The organism is Paenibacillus sp. J22FR83, assembly GCF_059691955.1.
Window position 1 is genome coordinate 651,710 of sequence record NZ_JCAUAM010000001.1, and the last position, 15,605, is coordinate 667,314.

The 15,605-nt window shown below is 43.4% G+C and carries 16 protein-coding genes; 2 read left to right on the top strand and 14 right to left on the bottom strand.

Going from position 1 to position 15,605, the window contains the following annotated elements; all coding sequences use genetic code 11:
* Positions 1-22: 22 nt before the first annotated feature.
* From AC58PV_RS02150 to AC58PV_RS02185, 8 genes are all read right to left on the bottom strand, one after another.
* Positions 23-757 carry a PIG-L deacetylase family protein gene (locus tag AC58PV_RS02150; RefSeq protein WP_171629110.1) on the bottom strand — a complete coding sequence of 245 codons (735 nt, stop codon included), beginning with the start codon at positions 755-757 and terminating at the stop codon, positions 23-25.
* 19 nt (positions 758-776) lie between these two features.
* Complete coding sequence (locus tag AC58PV_RS02155) at positions 777-1,763, bottom strand: zinc-dependent alcohol dehydrogenase (RefSeq protein ID WP_497430648.1); 987 nt, start codon at positions 1,761-1,763, stop codon at positions 777-779.
* A gap of 12 nt (positions 1,764-1,775) precedes the next feature.
* Positions 1,776-2,654 carry an amidohydrolase family protein gene (locus AC58PV_RS02160; RefSeq protein WP_497430649.1) on the bottom strand — a complete coding sequence of 293 codons (879 nt, stop codon included), beginning with the start codon at positions 2,652-2,654 and terminating at the stop codon, positions 1,776-1,778.
* On the bottom strand, positions 2,654-3,469 hold the full coding sequence (locus AC58PV_RS02165; protein WP_497430650.1) for an amidohydrolase family protein: 816 nt from the start codon (positions 3,467-3,469) through the stop codon (positions 2,654-2,656). The genes AC58PV_RS02160 and AC58PV_RS02165 overlap by 1 nt, the downstream gene beginning before the upstream one ends.
* Positions 3,423-4,244 carry a hypothetical protein gene (locus AC58PV_RS02170; RefSeq protein ID WP_497430651.1) on the bottom strand — a complete coding sequence of 274 codons (822 nt, stop codon included), beginning with the start codon at positions 4,242-4,244 and terminating at the stop codon, positions 3,423-3,425. The genes AC58PV_RS02165 and AC58PV_RS02170 overlap by 47 nt, the downstream gene beginning before the upstream one ends.
* A 24-nt stretch (positions 4,245-4,268) precedes the next feature.
* The gene (locus AC58PV_RS02175; protein WP_497430652.1) at positions 4,269-5,090 is read right to left on the bottom strand and encodes a carbohydrate ABC transporter permease; all 822 of its coding nucleotides are present in this window, start codon (positions 5,088-5,090) and stop codon (positions 4,269-4,271) included.
* 11 nt (positions 5,091-5,101) lie between these two features.
* The gene (locus AC58PV_RS02180) at positions 5,102-5,971 is read right to left on the bottom strand and encodes a carbohydrate ABC transporter permease (protein ID WP_497430653.1); all 870 of its coding nucleotides are present in this window, start codon (positions 5,969-5,971) and stop codon (positions 5,102-5,104) included.
* A gap of 81 nt (positions 5,972-6,052) precedes the next feature.
* The gene (locus AC58PV_RS02185; RefSeq protein WP_497430654.1) at positions 6,053-7,378 is read right to left on the bottom strand and encodes an ABC transporter substrate-binding protein; all 1,326 of its coding nucleotides are present in this window, start codon (positions 7,376-7,378) and stop codon (positions 6,053-6,055) included.
* Positions 7,379-7,638: 260 nt separating this feature from the next.
* Here AC58PV_RS02185 and AC58PV_RS02190 point away from each other — a divergent pair, with 260 nt between their 5' ends.
* Entirely contained in the window at positions 7,639-8,994 is a 1,356-nt protein-coding gene (locus AC58PV_RS02190) for an extracellular solute-binding protein (RefSeq protein ID WP_497430655.1), read from the top strand.
* A 179-nt stretch (positions 8,995-9,173) separates the two neighbouring features.
* Here AC58PV_RS02190 and AC58PV_RS02195 read toward each other — a convergent pair whose 3' ends face one another.
* From AC58PV_RS02195 to AC58PV_RS02215, 5 genes are all read right to left on the bottom strand, one after another.
* Positions 9,174-9,524: a hypothetical protein gene (locus AC58PV_RS02195; protein ID WP_497430656.1), complete on the bottom strand. Its 351-nt coding sequence runs from the start codon at positions 9,522-9,524 to the stop codon at positions 9,174-9,176.
* 455 nt (positions 9,525-9,979) lie between these two features.
* Entirely contained in the window at positions 9,980-10,381 is a 402-nt protein-coding gene (locus AC58PV_RS02200; protein ID WP_497430657.1) for an ABC transporter ATP-binding protein, read from the bottom strand.
* Positions 10,382-10,476: 95 nt separating this feature from the next.
* Positions 10,477-11,022 carry an RNA polymerase sporulation sigma factor SigK gene (gene sigK, locus AC58PV_RS02205; RefSeq protein ID WP_497430933.1) on the bottom strand — a complete coding sequence of 182 codons (546 nt, stop codon included), beginning with the start codon at positions 11,020-11,022 and terminating at the stop codon, positions 10,477-10,479.
* Between the two features lie 169 nt (positions 11,023-11,191).
* The gene (locus tag AC58PV_RS02210) at positions 11,192-11,659 is read right to left on the bottom strand and encodes a NanQ anomerase/TabA/YiaL family protein (RefSeq protein ID WP_238170022.1); all 468 of its coding nucleotides are present in this window, start codon (positions 11,657-11,659) and stop codon (positions 11,192-11,194) included.
* A 12-nt stretch (positions 11,660-11,671) separates the two neighbouring features.
* Positions 11,672-12,634 carry an N-acetylneuraminate lyase gene (locus tag AC58PV_RS02215; protein ID WP_497430658.1) on the bottom strand — a complete coding sequence of 321 codons (963 nt, stop codon included), beginning with the start codon at positions 12,632-12,634 and terminating at the stop codon, positions 11,672-11,674.
* Between the two features lie 167 nt (positions 12,635-12,801).
* Between AC58PV_RS02215 and AC58PV_RS02220 the strand changes: the two genes are divergently transcribed.
* Positions 12,802-13,668: an AraC family transcriptional regulator gene (locus tag AC58PV_RS02220; RefSeq protein ID WP_497430659.1), complete on the top strand. Its 867-nt coding sequence runs from the start codon at positions 12,802-12,804 to the stop codon at positions 13,666-13,668.
* A gap of 1 nt (position 13,669) precedes the next feature.
* Here the strand turns inward: AC58PV_RS02220 and AC58PV_RS02225 are convergent, their stop codons facing one another.
* On the bottom strand, positions 13,670-15,529 hold the full coding sequence (locus tag AC58PV_RS02225; RefSeq protein WP_497430660.1) for a hypothetical protein: 1,860 nt from the start codon (positions 15,527-15,529) through the stop codon (positions 13,670-13,672).
* Positions 15,530-15,605: the final 76 nt, after the last annotated feature.

Genomic DNA, 15,605 nt, shown 5'->3' on the forward strand with positions numbered 1-15,605 from the left:
TCATTGTAATTTACCATTTGCATTAAGGTAATAAATGACCTGTCCTCACCTTGCCCCATACGCGGCAAGGAATAAATCCTTCTGCATATTTGACTCCACACTGCAGTCCTCGGAACCGGGATCCCGCCGTAACAAACTCGCTGAGGTCAATGTTATCGTGCTCTAGCAACCATTTCATTTGACTTTGATGTTGATTCAGCATCTGCAGCTTTAATTCCATCGTCTCGGTAATATCCACGTAATCTTCAGGGTTGAAGCGTATGCCTGCTAAGGTATCCATATAGTAAATTGGTGTGTTAAGCGTATGAGCCTCATGACTAGTCTTATAATAAGGGACTGATGCCGAGAAACTCGCATCGAAGACGAGCTTACTTACGGCAACATGGTCAGGCATATAATCATCTGGATAATGCGTAATGATGATATCCGGTTTTACATAGCGAATGACGTCCACTACTGTATCCCTAGCTCTTTTATCATCCCCGTAAATTTCAAGATCAGGCATATCCAGACTGATTACTTCTGCATCTATAACCTTGCCGGAAGATATCGCTTCATTCTTCCTAATATCCCTTAAATCTTCGGTTGGAATGATCAAATGCCCTTTGTTGCCGTTAGCAACATGACATAAGATAACGTCATGCCCCAGTTTCTTATATTTGGCTAACGTACCTGCACAACTAATTTCAATATCATCCGGGTGGCAACCAATTGCAAGCACCTTCAACGTCATCCCTACCTTTGTCCAGTTTTTCATTTTTTTCGGTTTCTTGGATTTAGAATGCAATCAAATTTCCCATCGAGAATTGGGGAGAGTTTTGCGTGGCTGCATATACATTTTCGATCTCTTCCAGTTTATAAATCCCAGTAATCAGTGGCTTCAGATTCAATTTATGTTCAGAAAGCAACCGAATAAATTCGCCTAAATTGCGATTCATCGTCCAGCGAACGTAGCCGTAAGGATAATCATGACCTTGTTTCTCATAAGACTCATCATAACGTCCCGGTCCACCAGCTCTTGAAATTGTAATCTGTGCTTCTTTATAAAACATGGCATTGCGGTCAAACTCCGTATCTGTATCTCCCAGAATGACAATTTTTCCTCGATCTCGAATCCACGCCAACCCCTGATCAATGAGCCGATGGGTTTTGGAGTTTGCACAAATAATGACACAGTCTACTCCCTTGCCATCGGTTAGTTGATCTATAGATTCCTTTACTTCATCGTTGGAACGACAAACAACATGTATGCCCATATGTTCAGCAACAACACAACGTTCTTCCATCAGATCTACACCAATGACATGATAGGCTGCTGCCTGGGCAATTTGCGCAACCATCTGCCCCAACAAACCGAGCCCTAATACGACAACTGACTCGCCAAAATGCAAATCTGCTTGTCGCAAAGCCTGGATCGCAATTGTCGCAATACCTGCGAAGGCTGCTTCCTGAGGGTCGACATGCTCTGGAACGATAGAAACGTGGTGCTTGTTTGCCATAAAATACTCAGCATGAGACGGTACACCATAACTTGCTATTCGTTGGCCAATCTTTATATGTTTAATACCGGAACCTACCTCAAGAACTATTCCAGTTGCACTGTACCCTAGAAAAGTATTGAGCTTTTGTTGGATAACCATAAGCTCGGTTCCAGAACTGAGCGCTGAATATTCCGTCTGTACCAGAATGGATGTATCTGAAAGCTCAGGTAGTAAAATATCGACAATCGCGACATTTCCGTTTTCGCTTTTTGCTGCTTTCACCAGGCTACCTCCCTATTCCTCAGCAGTTTTTATTAGTTTCGACAAGCCGAGAAAACGCAAAGCATTACCACGACTTAAGGCATAACGTTCCTCTTCAGAAATTTCGGCGACGGCCAATTGTAATACGGTCGCTTCAGGTATATGCAACGGAGCACAAGAACCATATACAAACGAACTCGCCCCACCGCGTTGGCATAGGGATGCGATTACAGCTAATGGGCTTTTGCAATACCAAAGGTCAAAAAAGATATGCTCTCGTTGTAGCCCAGCGGGCAATTGCATCCAAATTTCATCCCACTCATATTCACGTACTCCACTTATAAGCAAGGGGTGACCATCAAGGTCTATCGCTAGATTTGCAACCATATGAATCGGAACAGACTCCACTTGATAGCGTAAGTGCTGCAACCTTTCGTCCTGTAATCGTAAGCATACTTGCAGGGGAAGTCCTGCTAGGCGAACAGCCTGAACAAGCTCCCTTGCTTCCGGATTGTCCAGATCATAATGATGAAACCCTGGCAACAAACGAACACCATGTGCACCACTACTGGCGACCCATACCAATTCTTCCTTCCATCCAGGTTCTGTTGGATTGAGGATCGCAAACGGCCAAAGACGATTATCTGCTGCGCATTCTCTGAATAACGCCTCATTTCCCGATCTTGTATCATGACCATGAATGGAAGCAATATGACTAACACAGACACCGGCCAAATCCAAATGGTCCATCATAACAGCTAGATCCGCTGGCGAGGCATTAGACTGATAACGGGTAGGCCATTGACCCAGAAATGCAGTCATATCGATAGCCTTTTGTTCCGTAAACTTCGCAAATAGTTTTGTAAGACTCGGCAGTGCATGTTTATATTGCGTAATGTCTGTAGTTTGCACTATCTGATCCCCTCTGCCAGAATTCGTTCCATATTACCACCCATTACAAGCTCTAGCTGTTCTGAGGTTAACCCAGCTCCAACAACTTTTCCGATATTGCTCGCTAAACAAGCTATCGGAAGATCAGAGCCAAAAATCACACGATTTGCTCCGAGTCGTTCTACTGCAATAGCAACTTCTGATGCTCCAATTGGTGTGCCTGATGTGTCTACCCTCACGTTCGTGTAAGGGGCAATTGTATTCATTGCGCTTTCAACCTGCCCCCCCATATGTGCCATAATAATTATGGCTTCAGGGTAGCGTTCCGCCAAATCTGCAATATGAAAAGCTGTTGACTCGTACGGCAGTTGACTAACCGTTTTACGCCAAGTATGAATTAAAATAGGAACTCGATAGGCAATCGCCTGTTCGACGAAAGGAAATACCAAAGGATCATTACAGTAAGTAGATACCCAGAGCTTCATTCCAATCATGGAGTCTTCTTCAATTCGAAGTCGAAAATCAGAAATTGCCTGTTCGCCATGTCGTGGATTAACGTAACAATAACCGGAAACCCGATTCAAATGACGCCGAATGACCGCAGCCATATCATTGTTTGCTTTATAAACTTCATCAAAAGAAGGCTGCAAGTTAAATTCACCAAGACAGCTTCCGATAAAGAGACGAATTCCTAGACGTTCACCTTCAGCTAAGGTAGCCGGATGCAAATCAGAACCCGACAGATGGATGTGGGCATCGATCAATTTCAACTTCTCCTTTCCATGCGATTCAGCAATCTTTCTTATTTTGAATCGCATGAACCAAATCATCAACATCGTATGTAAATCCAAAAAAGAGCGCAACCTGCCAAAGAGATAGCTCCTTTGCTAATTGCCGAGATGCCGTTTCTTTATTCTCCACCGCTGTTACAGCTTGTGAAACTGCAGAACAGAATATTCCCCTTCGCCTCATATCAATCATTCCGCCTGGATTTAGCATAATGCATGCATTGAGAGCAAACCCCGCATAAATCAAATGATTAATTCCCTTTTCCTTACATAAAGCAAATAGCTGATCAGATGTAGCGGCGACCCCTTCATTTCCTTCTGGTCTTACAGCCTTAGGAATATCTAGTCTTCCGAAACCTCGTTCGATATCCTCCAAATTGTGCTTCCCTGGAAAAGCTTCTTCTGATTTAAACTTTTCCAATTTAAGCAATATTTCGTCTTTCTCGATCTGTTCAAGAGGCAGGCTCACTGCGCCAGCGAGCTCTACTGCTCTGTGATAACCTGGATAATCTTGATAATACGAGCCAATCGGTTCAATGACATGGAATACCGTAATTCCGTTATTTCTGCATACACCCATTAGCTCTGGTAAAATACTCGAACAAATGTCATCCGCCCTAGGAAAATACTCTACTGCTCGATGCCAGCCAGGAAATTGCTCCTGTGTGCCAACATCCCAGGCATGTAAGACGACAAGTGCCGTTCGTTCTGTATTCAGTTCCAGATCAGTTTTCTTCCAACCACCATATCCTTCTCCTGGAACTTCCATCGTAAAATCAGCATCGAACTGTTTATAATAGTTCGTCGGAACGGTAATGATCATATGAACTGCCCCCTTCTTGCCCCTTTAGCCTTTTACTGCACCAATCGTAATGCCTCTGACAAAAAAGCGTTGAAACGAAACAAACAAAACAATAACAGGAATCATTGTCCATACGGAACCAGCGAGAACCAACCCATAATCTACATTTTGCAATTGCATGGATGCAAGACCAACCTGTAAAGTCCTCATATCGCGTGACTCCGTTGCCAAAAGCGGCCAGAGGAAATCATTCCATTGTGTAATGAAACCAAAAATAGCCACAATAGCCAACACAGGCTTCGAAATGGGAAGAATAATACTGTAGAAAATGCGCCATTCCGAACAGCCGTCCATCTTTGCAGAAGCAATAAGTTCGCTAGGAATGGTTTGCATGAATTGCTTTGTAAGAAAAACAGCAAAAGGTGATACCAAAATAGGTAGAATTAAACCCAAATAGGTATTTAATAAACCCATATCCCGAATCAACATAAATAGTGGAACCATAATTACTTGTGTTGACGTCATCATAATGCTAATAATAAACCAAAAAATCAGCCTTTTTCCAGGGAACTTCTTTTTAGCGAAAGCATATCCCGCCATCGAACATAGAATCACATTGCCTAACATCCCGCTGATCGCAACCAGAAAACTATTAAAGGTCCAAATCCAGCTTATTGAATCCAAAGTGAGCTTTTTGAAATTTCCAATGTTCAAGTTGACCCAAGATAAGTCTGGAGGTGTTTGAATCACAGAGGTTGTTGGTTTGAACGCATTTAGAAACATCCAGTAAAAAGGAAATAATAGGAGCAACGCCCATAAGGTTAAGAGGATAACACTCGCCATACTCGGCAGATTAATTTTTCGCATAGCTTCTCCTCCTAATACTCTAGATCGCTCGACATTGAGCGAAACTGGATGACTGCGATTATCATGACGAGGATCAGCAAAACAACAGCCTGAGCGGAAGCCACACCAAAATCGAATTTTTTAAACGCATTTTCATAAATTTGAAATCCGATTGTTTTCGTCGATCCGTTAGGTCCACCGGAAGTCATGAGATAAATAGGAGCAAACACCTGAAACGAACCTACGGTATTCACAACGACCAAATACGTTAAAGTGGGCTTTAGCATCGGAATTTTGATATAAACAATTTCCTGTAAAAGATTCGCGCCATCTATTCGCGCAGCTTCTTGATAATCCTTCGGAACTCCACCAAGTGAAGCTGCCAATATTAATATATTCGGCCCTTGACCAACAGCAAGTGTCATGATCATGATTGAAATAAGCGCAATGTTAGGATCGCCAAGCCAAAGTACAGGCCCCATATGAAATTTAGCTAATAGATAATTGAATAGTCCAAAAGATGGGTTGTACAGCCATCCCCATAAAATGGAAACAATCACGATCGGCGCAACACTTGGTAAATAAAAAGCTGCTTTGAAAAATCCCTGTGCCTTGCTAGATAATGGATCGATCAAAAAAGCAGCGAGTAAAGATATTATTAGCCCCAATATGACGGTAACTAACGCATAGACGCCAGTAATATAGAGAGATTTCCAGAATGAAGGGTCTTCGAATACTTTCTGATAATTGGCTAATCCTACCCACTCATATCCAGCAACCGTCCATTTTTGAAAGCTTAATTGTACCCCTTTAAATATTGGTAGAAACATGAAGCAAAAGAACAACAAGCACGATGGCAGCAAAAACAAATAAGCAGGAATATAAGTGCGTAAACGAGACATTTTGCTTCTCCTAACTGGCAAAGATTGAAGCGGTTCGGCTGACTATCGAAGTTTCCCCGCTCCAATTGCCATATCTACTTCCTATTTCAATTCTTTTTGAATGGTTTTGTCAATATTGCCCAATCCATCTTTAACAGGTCTTGCACCCGTCAACATGGCTTGAAATTCGATTTCCCAGTCGGCAACAGGTGCCATACCAAACGCTCTGGAGAATAAAGAATTACCATATTTCGATAGTTTATCAAAATAACTCATTACCGGATCATCACCATATAAATTACCCGTTGAGTTTCGTGCTGGAAATACAGCAATAGATTTGAGGATTTTGGAGTTCTCTGTGTTCGTAATGAACTTGGCAAATTCCATGACGAGCTTTTTCTTCTCTTCATCTTTCTGTTTAAAAGCGATAAATCCACCTACATTGTTCCACGCGGTTGTCTCTTGATCAGGACCATGGGGAGGAGCGACAAAGGCAACCTCAAACGGCTTCGGTGCTTTCTTTACTTGATCCGTAATATTGGAGAAACTCGGATACATCGCAACTTGTTGATTTAGGAACATATCATTCACATTCGTTACAGTAAGTCCTGCCGCTCCGGGTGGCGATACTTTGAACTTATTAGCCAGGTCGACACTAAATTGCACACCTTCCACAAATTTGGGGTCTGTCATCACCGTTTTGTCAAAAGTGCTGTTAATGACATTGCCTCCATTGGCCACACCGTTGAAGTACATATAATATGGCGCATCCTTTGCCCACACCCCAGTGCCATATACATCAGGCTTGCTTCCGTTACTTCTGCTGAATGTCGTAGCTTGAGCTGCTTTCGTGAACTCTTCAAATGTCCAATCTCGAAGAGGACGATTGAGCGGGAGTAAATCCACAGCATTTCTTTCCTTAAATAGATCCATATTAATAGCGATACCTGACACCAATTTCAACCACGGCCACAAATACGTTTTATCTTTGTACTTCATGGCACCTTTTACCGCTTCCGAATAATCATCCCAATCCGCTTGACCAAGATAAGGATCAATAGGCTCCAATACTCCCATTTTCCCATACTTCGTTACCCCGCCGAAATTATTAATCGTATAGACAAGATCCGGTGGTGACCCAGCCGCTATGGAAACATCAATTTTCTCTGTTCCTCCTGCCCAATCAAGCAGTTCTACAGAAACATTCACATTCGGATGTTTTTCTTTGAATTGACGCGCATACTCTTTGGCCCAATCGTCTGGATTTCCGTTCCCATCCCCGTTTTTCCCATTCATCATTGGATAAATCCATAATTTGATAGGAACTTCTTTTGAGGGTGCGCTTACAACCTCTTTCTCCTTACTGCATGCAGATAAAAACATACTTAATAATAAAACAACCGATAAGACCCCTGATAATTTACGCATTGATTTTTCCCCTCCAAAATAGTTTTGGCACTTCCAAATCTCAACCGTTTTCTTACTTCATCTCACCACACCTCCCTATGCAGAATGGGATAATTGTGATAAAATAAAAGGTATATGTACCTTACCTATACCATAATATTAGGTGGGATATAATGCGTTGTCAATAATAATTTTGAAAACCAAATACAAATATTTACTGTATGGATAGAATAGTTATATATTTAAACTATTGCTAGTTCAGAGAGGAATGGAGTCTTTTTATGCGCCGAGAAAATGATTTTCTATATACGACACTTTACAATACATTGAAGGGACAAATTATTTCCGGCTTTATTAAACCAGGAGAATATTTGCTTCCTGAAAGTGACTTATGTAAATATTATAAATTAAGCCGAAATTCGGTCAGAAAAGCGTTGGATTTATTGCAAAAAGAAATGCTCATCACGAAAAAGGTCGGACTGGGTACAATGGTTCCACTAGATTTGGTTATTGAGCCGTCCAAACGGAAGACTTTGCGCATTGCTTCGCCAGCTCCCGCTTACTTCGTTGACTATGGTCTGCCACAAATTATTAAAGCCTTTCAACAAAAGTATCCGAATGTGGATGTAAAGATCGTCCATTTACCAAGGGATAATTTTTGGGAATCCTTCCGTCAAAGCTGCGATATCGGCTTAAATGCTGATATCATACTTTCGTCCGACCTGCAATTTACAGAAGCAGAAACAATGGACGCTTTTATGGATCTATCACCTGTTCTAACCGATTATACTGAAACAATTTATCCCAAAATCTTAAATTACTACCGCCTTAACGATGAGATCAAAGCAGCCCCGGTTACCTTTACGCCCGTTTTTTTAGTGTATAATCCTGTCATGTTCGAATTAAATGGCGTACAACCGCCTAATGAAAATTGGAAATTAGCAGACTTCATCGACGCTGCCGAGAGATTGACTAAATCGGAAGATGGCGTTATTGTCCAATATGGATTTTCCATCTTCCCTTATTTAACACGATGGCCCGTATTTGCCTTACAGAATGGCTTAAATACATTAGAAAAGGCCGCCCAAAAAGATATCATCCAAAAATCACTTTTACTCATTCAGGACTTATTTTTTCGCAAACGGATTGCTACCGTTTATACGGAGATGCCAGGACCGAAAAACCCATTTGTCAGTGGAAAATCAGCGATGGTTCTGACGACAACTCTAGAAATGTCAACTTGGAAAGATAAAAACATTGGATTCGAACCCCAAATAGTTCCACTCCCATTTGGAGAAGTAAAGGCCACTCTATTGCAAGCTAGCGCATTAATGATTCCTAAAGATTGCAGCGATATGCAGCTGGCAGAAGCATTTATCAAGATTTCACTTGATGACGATGTACAAGCTTCTTTCTGTTTGAATTCGCCGTTCCTTTCCGTCAAAGAGAAAATAAACACGTCGATTAGGGACAAACAATCTTTGTATGCATTAAATATCGAAGGATCCCTTATGCAGAACAATTATTTTCTACGTGAACTATTTCATACTATTTCAGCGGATGAATTAAGCGCAGAAATGAGTTTATTCTGGTTAGGTCTAGAATCCCCTCAAGCGTTAGCTGATACATTCTCTTAAACTGTGCCACATACCAAAACAATTTTGGAATAGAAGTCATGAATATGACAAAAAAAGGGCAGATCGAGTGCAATCATTCCTCTGTCCTTTCTGCAGTAGCATACATCAAGAAAATGTTACGTTTGACAACAGTCGTTTAGCAGCTTACTGCGATTTCTACAGAGGCTTATCTACAGTATTCAATGATGCGAACGAAACAAATCCCCAAATCCCTCATGCCATACTTTGTGTGATCCATCTCCAACTACAATCGTGGATATTTGCTTTCCTTGAAGCTCCGCGGCAATATTCAGGGCATTTGTAACAACGGTAATATTCATTTCTGGCTTCAAATATCTGGCTACCTGCAGTGTTGTTGAACCCCCATCCAGAAAAATCGAATCACCCGTCTTAACAAGCTGAGCGGCTTGCAGAAACTCCTTATGGATATGCTGAATCTCCAACTTTTTCAACCGGTGTTCGATTACATGGAGACGGATTTGACGATGGGGGAAATCGCGAATCAGATCGGCTATGATCATATCATACATATCCGTTCATCCGATTTTTTAAATCGATGTACGGCAGCAGTCCCGGCAAATACAAAAAAGCGCTGGCCCGCCTATAGGTCAGTTTAGATTTTGAAAATAAAATAGACCAGAATCTCTATTTTCTCTGGAGTTCCGGTCTTACACATACTAACTATTTTTCTACAACCGCCCATGGCAGGGTTACTGCGAACAATTTAACTCCTTGCACTAGAACCCATATTTCCAATTTTGACCTTATACTAAGCTGGTTATCAACCCACTCTCTAATTCATCTAGGTATTTCTAAGCCGACTGTCACAAATGAAGATTTCTTGTTCGAACGAAGTCATCATTTCCTTCTCACCAGTATATGAGTCCTCTCTCACCGAATAGTGAAAGAATAACACCAGTTTTTCCAACATAAAAAATAGAACCCCACATATATCACTTGGAGTCCCAGTCTTCACCATCTTATCCTAAACACTCTCCAACAACCGCCCATCCCGAAACCTTAAAACCCGCTTCGCCTGCTGCGCAATCTGATGACCATGTGTGATCAATATGATCGTTCGCTCCTGATCATTCAGCCTCGTGAAAATATCCATAATCTCTATCCCCGTTTTTGAATCTAACGCTCCCGTAGGCTCATCAGCCAAAATGATCGCCGGATCTCCCGCGAGCGTCCTGGCAATCGCAACGCGCTGTTGCTGCCCGCCAGATAATTCCGAAGGCAGATGCTTCCTGCAATCCACCAAATCCACGGCTTCCAGAGCTTTTAATACAAGTGGCTCTCGTTCTTTCCGCTTCATCCCCCGATAAATCAACGGCAATTCCACATTCTCATAAGCACTCAATCGGGGAAGCAAATTAAAGCTCATATCCTTCGCCTCCATTTTGCGATCCCAAGATCCCTAGCAATGAAGAATGCGACTTATTCAAAACGTGTTAAAATGGTGGTCATGACGCGACCGTCTTACCGCTTCGCCTTATAAAACTCATGATAAAGCTTCATTAAAGCCCGCTTCTCAATCCGCGACACGTACGAACGCGAAATCCCCAGCTCCTTCGCGATCTCCCTCTGCGTCCGCTCCTCACCACCAAGCTCCAACCCAAACCTTCCGACTACGACTTCCTTCTCACGTTCGTCCAAAATCTCCAGATTGCGATATATCTTCGACTTCTCAATCTTTAACTGCACCGCATCCACCACATCGTCCGCCTCACTGCCGAGGATGTCAATCAAAGTAATCTCGTTCCCCTCTTTATCCGTTCCGATGGGATCATGCAATGACACGTCTTTCCGCGTTTTCTTCAAAAAACGAAGATGCATCAGAATCTCGTTCTCAATACAACGCGTCGCAAAAGTCGCCAGTTTCGTCCCTTTGTTTGGAGAGAATGATTCGATTGCTTTGATCAAACCAATCGACCCAATAGAGATCAAATCCTCCAAATCTTCGCCTGTATTGTCGAATTTTTTGAGGTTGTGTACACGAAGCAACGTAAAAATAAATAACCCGATAGCTCAGAATGGCCTATCGGGCTGATTCTTGCGTATTTAAGTCTCATCAAAACCAAGATGGGTCACCTTTAGCAAGGCGGAAGCATTTAAACTTTCATTGCTATATGATAATTTCAATTCTTGTAAATTCTTGCGGTGATCACCTCCAAGATTTAGAATGTCGCCAGCTTTAAAGCAAATCGCGGTGAATCTTAACAACAAGCTTGACCAGATGCACGCTCCCTGCCGGATGACAATTCGGGCGGTGAATTTCTCCCGGCCAATAGACGGTGAAGTCGCCTGGTAAAAGCCGGATATGTCCTTCGTTCTCAACATGTTCGAACAGGATGTAGTCGCTCTGCTCCAGTTTGTCTTCAACCGCTTGGTTCAGATCGGATGTAGAGGCGAAGCCTTGCCACTCTTCCCCTTCCAACACGAGATGGATGTCGGCATAACAGGCATGTGCCTCGGCAAGCTGTTCCTCAAACAGCTTTGTCATCGGCTTCTGCTTCATAACGTACATGTTCTTCCCTTCAAATTCAACCGTAGAACGCATATCGGCCGTGTTCAAATTTATGACGTATTCGAGTGCACGACATACGGCCTCACCGTATTGAAATTGGTGATCCTGCCTATGTCGGATCGTATCGATAATCATCGCAAACTCCTCCTAATGTCCGATCCTCGAATTGCTCCGGTGACGACACAGCACGTTACTTTCTACGTAGAATACTCTGATTTGTTCACATTCTTTCACTGTAAACCGTTTAAGCGGCTGGCGGACGGCCCACGATGAGATAACTCCCTGCAAGTAAAGCATATATTTCTCATAGGGGATGACATCGAATTGAATCATATGCGCGATCACCTCGTTGGCCTCGGATTGCATTGCCTGCAGCGTTGGCATATGAGGCCGCTCTTCTGCCGCAATCAGCTTATACATCTGTGCGAACAAGCTGGGCATCATGTTGAACGTACTACCGATAGCACCGTCCGCCCCTGCATAAGCGCCTCCCGAGTAGATCTCGTCATGTCCATTGAAAATCAGGAACTCACTGCCGCATCTTGCCCGAATCTGCTGCATCTCAAACAAATTCAGCGACGTGAATTTCACTCCGATGCATTGCGGATTGCGGCTCATTTGCTCGTAGAAGTCCATGGAAAGGCTGACCCCTGTCGCTCCGGGAAAATGGTAGACGATCATCGGCAGCGGGACCGCAGCCATAATGGCCTCGTAATGCTCGCGGATTTCTTTCATCGTCACCTTGTAGTAGAACGGAACGACAGCCGATACTGCGTCGACGCCTTGCTCTTCCGCATGCTTAGCAAGTCTGATTGATTCTAGCGTACTGATGCAGCCGACGTGCGCAATAATTGTAACCCGCCCAGCAGCAGTCCTAACCACCGTCTCCAATATTTGTTCCCGCTCACCGCTAGTCAAAATAAATCCTTCTCCAGTGCTTCCCCCCACATAAAATCCATGAATGCCCTGACCAATTTGATGCTCCACTAGATTTGCCAAAGATTCAAAATCGATTGCGCCATCCTCATGCATCGGTGTCAGCAGCGCCGTAAAAATACCGCGAAAGGCAGATCGTTTTTCATTGATTATAGTTTCATTGTTAATGGTCATACTCATTCTTCCTCCCTTGGCGCCATAGCGCTTGTTGTGAATCGTAATGATTGTATTGTAGCGCCAGCCACGGCGACGCGTTTCTCATTTTTTTATTAAAGTTCTCATTTCTTTATGAAACCGACTCAATTATAATGAAGTTAGAACGGAAGGGAGGCAAGGATGCCATGTACCCGCAGTACTTGTTCGAATACCCGAAAGTCGAAACAGACTTTCCTTTTTATATGAAAAAAAAGAAGTACACCTCGGTCCCGTCCCATCGCCACGACTTTATAGAATTATCATTCGTGCTTGAAGGGACAGGCAAGGAACGCATCAACGGTACCGAGCATAGCTTACAGCCCGGCACAGTCGTTCTTCTGCTGCCTTACCAAATTCACGAATATGATGCCACCCCGGGCGAGACGTTGCAGATGTATATTTGTAACTTCGATATGAAACTGCTTACTGCGGGCCCGGAATCAGCCTGGGGCGTGTACGAGCTTCTAATTGGCAACGACAATACCCGATCAACGCATATCCGATTGGAGGGCCACGATTTCGAAGAAGGGCTGCTGCTATGGGAACGGTTGTACCGGGAATACGAATCGTCGAAAGCCTGGAAGCCGATCATGCTGCGAGCCTTGCTTCTCGAAGCATTGGCACTGTTCGTTCGGGGCAGCGACAAGCCAGACGGAAATCGAATTGAAAAGCAACACCAAAAAAATTCCAAGAGCATCTGGCCTATTGTCCAGTACGTTTACGACCATTATCTTGAACCGTTATCGCTGACATCATTGTCCGAGCAGTTTCATATACATCCGACACAACTCAGCACGCAGTTCGGAAGCGAATTCGGCATCCATTTCATCGATTTCCTTCATGAGCTTAGGATCCGACACGCTTGCAGTCTGCTCATTTCCTCGGATGTGCCGATCTCACAGATCGCCTACGAATCCGGTTTCTCTTCCTATCCCACGTTCTCCCGCTGCTTTCATCGCACGAAGGGAATGTCGCCGCGCGATTACCGGGAGCAGCAAGGGCGAGAGCGCTAAATTACTTTATTACTTCCACCGACCGAATGTACTCAACACTTCCGTCATAATAATTGCCGATCCGAAAATCGCTGGCATTATTCTGCAAGTTTCTAAAATTCGCGTCAGATAACGTAAACGCAGCTTCCTTCCACGTATTGGTTCCTGTTTTAACAATTTGCAATGGTTTGTACACAGCGGTTAGCGCATTGTACTGAATCAATATGTTGTCGGTTCCGGAATCATAATACGAAATCTTGATCGTCAACTGTGTATCTCCTGTTCGAGCGAATCCGTCGGATACCTGAAAATAGAAATATTTGTTGTCGCCCGATATTTTGCGCGCCTCCACACCGCCGATTGTCTCCACCGTCGTATATGATTCTTTGGTTGGATCGCTCGATTGAAATAGTTCCATCAACGTGTAGTTGTTGACATTTTTCAATATGACTTTCGCGTGGTTGCTTTGTTTCTTCACCTTTACCCTGCTAAAGGATTTTATCCCATTGTTATCCGCATAAATACGAAAATCGGAAAAACTATTTTGCCTATTGGCCAATTTAATGTCGTTGAGGGTATACGTTTGGGTTTTCCATTGGCCTGTATTGCCTATATATACTTTAGCCATTGTTGTATAGGCTCCCCCTTGACCATCATATTGAAGCTGCCATGAACCGGACCCGCTGTCCAGATATGTTACTTCTATCGCTGCCGTAGTATCGAGCCCCTCGTTCGTGTCATAGAGCCATTGATCGTTCAACCGAAAATAGGCGTATTTACTGGGGGAAATCTGGATATAAGATCCATAGCTCGTTACTCCGCTGTCTGCCGGAGACGTGTTCATAAATAACGTGAGCGCACTTTCCACTTGCGAGCCGAAGAAGCTTTCGGCACCGTTCAACGCTTGGAAATGGTACAAAGCCTTAAACGGTGATAAATTTTTAGCGACCAGACCGAAATTGTCCTCTTTAACATTGCTCGTGTCTGTGTCTCTATAATTGTACCAAAATACTTTGGCGACATTAGGCCATCGTTTATTCATCACGTACACTTGATCCACGTAATCAGCTTTTTGGTATTCATTAGTTCCCATCGAAGAATAACCGGTTTCCGTTATCCAGACGGGCTTGCTTCCCAAGGTCGCACTGTACTTATTTACGATGTCCATCATCCCGTTATATTTGCTGACCAGAAGCGGTGATGAACCGTATGCATGGTAATTAATAATGTCAAAATAGTTACCTGCCCCCTTGCTCATCAACGTATCGAACCATGTTCCGAGACCATAACTTGATAGAGCCAATCCCCCCATTAATACGGTATTGGATGAGTCTGTCGCTTTGACACCGTTATAAGCTTTCTGCAGAAGGATGTTGTAATCGTCGATACTGCTCTTCCAGAATCCTAACGAATCCTGCTCGTTCCAAACCTCCCAATAGTTGATCTTCCCTTGATACCTCGTGGTAATAAAATTCACATAGCTTTCCCAATCCGCCCAATTGGCCGGTTTATATCTGGCTATATCCGGTGAAGGAAGCCCTGGCATGGAGGAAGCCCAAGGTGCGGTATAACATAAGATCCAGACAATATGGACGCCCTTTGTAGTCAATTGATTGACCATATTATCCAAATGATTCAAGTAGGCCGTGTCATATACGCCTTTGGCTGTTTCAATCCTGCCCCATTCCGGGGAAATCCGGATCCACTGAATTTGGGAATCGGCGATTTGATTGATTTCCGTTGTGTAATCGGTCGTGTAGCGTTGCAAGGGGTCATTCACCCCAAAATAGTCGGAATCGATGGCGTTGGCTTGGTTAAGCGGTAAACCGATGATGCCTACAAGACAAATCATCAAGAAAATCCCCATCTTCCTCAGAAACATATAAAATCCCTCCATTCAATTTGGAAATAAAGTTTGGATCGCCATGTATAAGGAAAGCCCCGGGCAGAATTGCTTC

Bases quoted from the DNA above. Each gene is read 5' to 3' on its own strand.
- AC58PV_RS02190 (WP_497430655.1), top strand. From the start codon at position 7,639: ATGCGCCGAGAAAATGATTTTCTATATACGACACTTTACAATACATTG.
- AC58PV_RS02220 (WP_497430659.1), top strand. From the start codon at position 12,802: ATGTACCCGCAGTACTTGTTCGAATACCCGAAAGTCGAAACAGACTTT.
- AC58PV_RS02215 (WP_497430658.1), bottom strand. From the start codon at position 12,634: ATGACCATTAACAATGAAACTATAATCAATGAAAAACGATCTGCCTTT.
- AC58PV_RS02175 (WP_497430652.1), bottom strand. From the start codon at position 5,090: ATGCGAAAAATTAATCTGCCGAGTATGGCGAGTGTTATCCTCTTAACC.
- AC58PV_RS02210 (WP_238170022.1), bottom strand. From the start codon at position 11,659: ATGATTATCGATACGATCCGACATAGGCAGGATCACCAATTTCAATAC.
- AC58PV_RS02150 (WP_171629110.1), bottom strand. From the start codon at position 757: ATGAAAAACTGGACAAAGGTAGGGATGACGTTGAAGGTGCTTGCAATT.
- AC58PV_RS02200 (WP_497430657.1), bottom strand. From the start codon at position 10,381: ATGAGCTTTAATTTGCTTCCCCGATTGAGTGCTTATGAGAATGTGGAA.
- AC58PV_RS02185 (WP_497430654.1), bottom strand. From the start codon at position 7,378: ATGCGTAAATTATCAGGGGTCTTATCGGTTGTTTTATTATTAAGTATG.
- AC58PV_RS02195 (WP_497430656.1), bottom strand. From the start codon at position 9,524: ATGTATGATATGATCATAGCCGATCTGATTCGCGATTTCCCCCATCGT.
- AC58PV_RS02180 (WP_497430653.1), bottom strand. From the start codon at position 5,971: ATGTCTCGTTTACGCACTTATATTCCTGCTTATTTGTTTTTGCTGCCA.
- AC58PV_RS02170 (WP_497430651.1), bottom strand. From the start codon at position 4,244: ATGATCATTACCGTTCCGACGAACTATTATAAACAGTTCGATGCTGAT.
- AC58PV_RS02165 (WP_497430650.1), bottom strand. From the start codon at position 3,469: ATGTTGATGATTTGGTTCATGCGATTCAAAATAAGAAAGATTGCTGAA.
- AC58PV_RS02225 (WP_497430660.1), bottom strand. From the start codon at position 15,529: ATGTTTCTGAGGAAGATGGGGATTTTCTTGATGATTTGTCTTGTAGGC.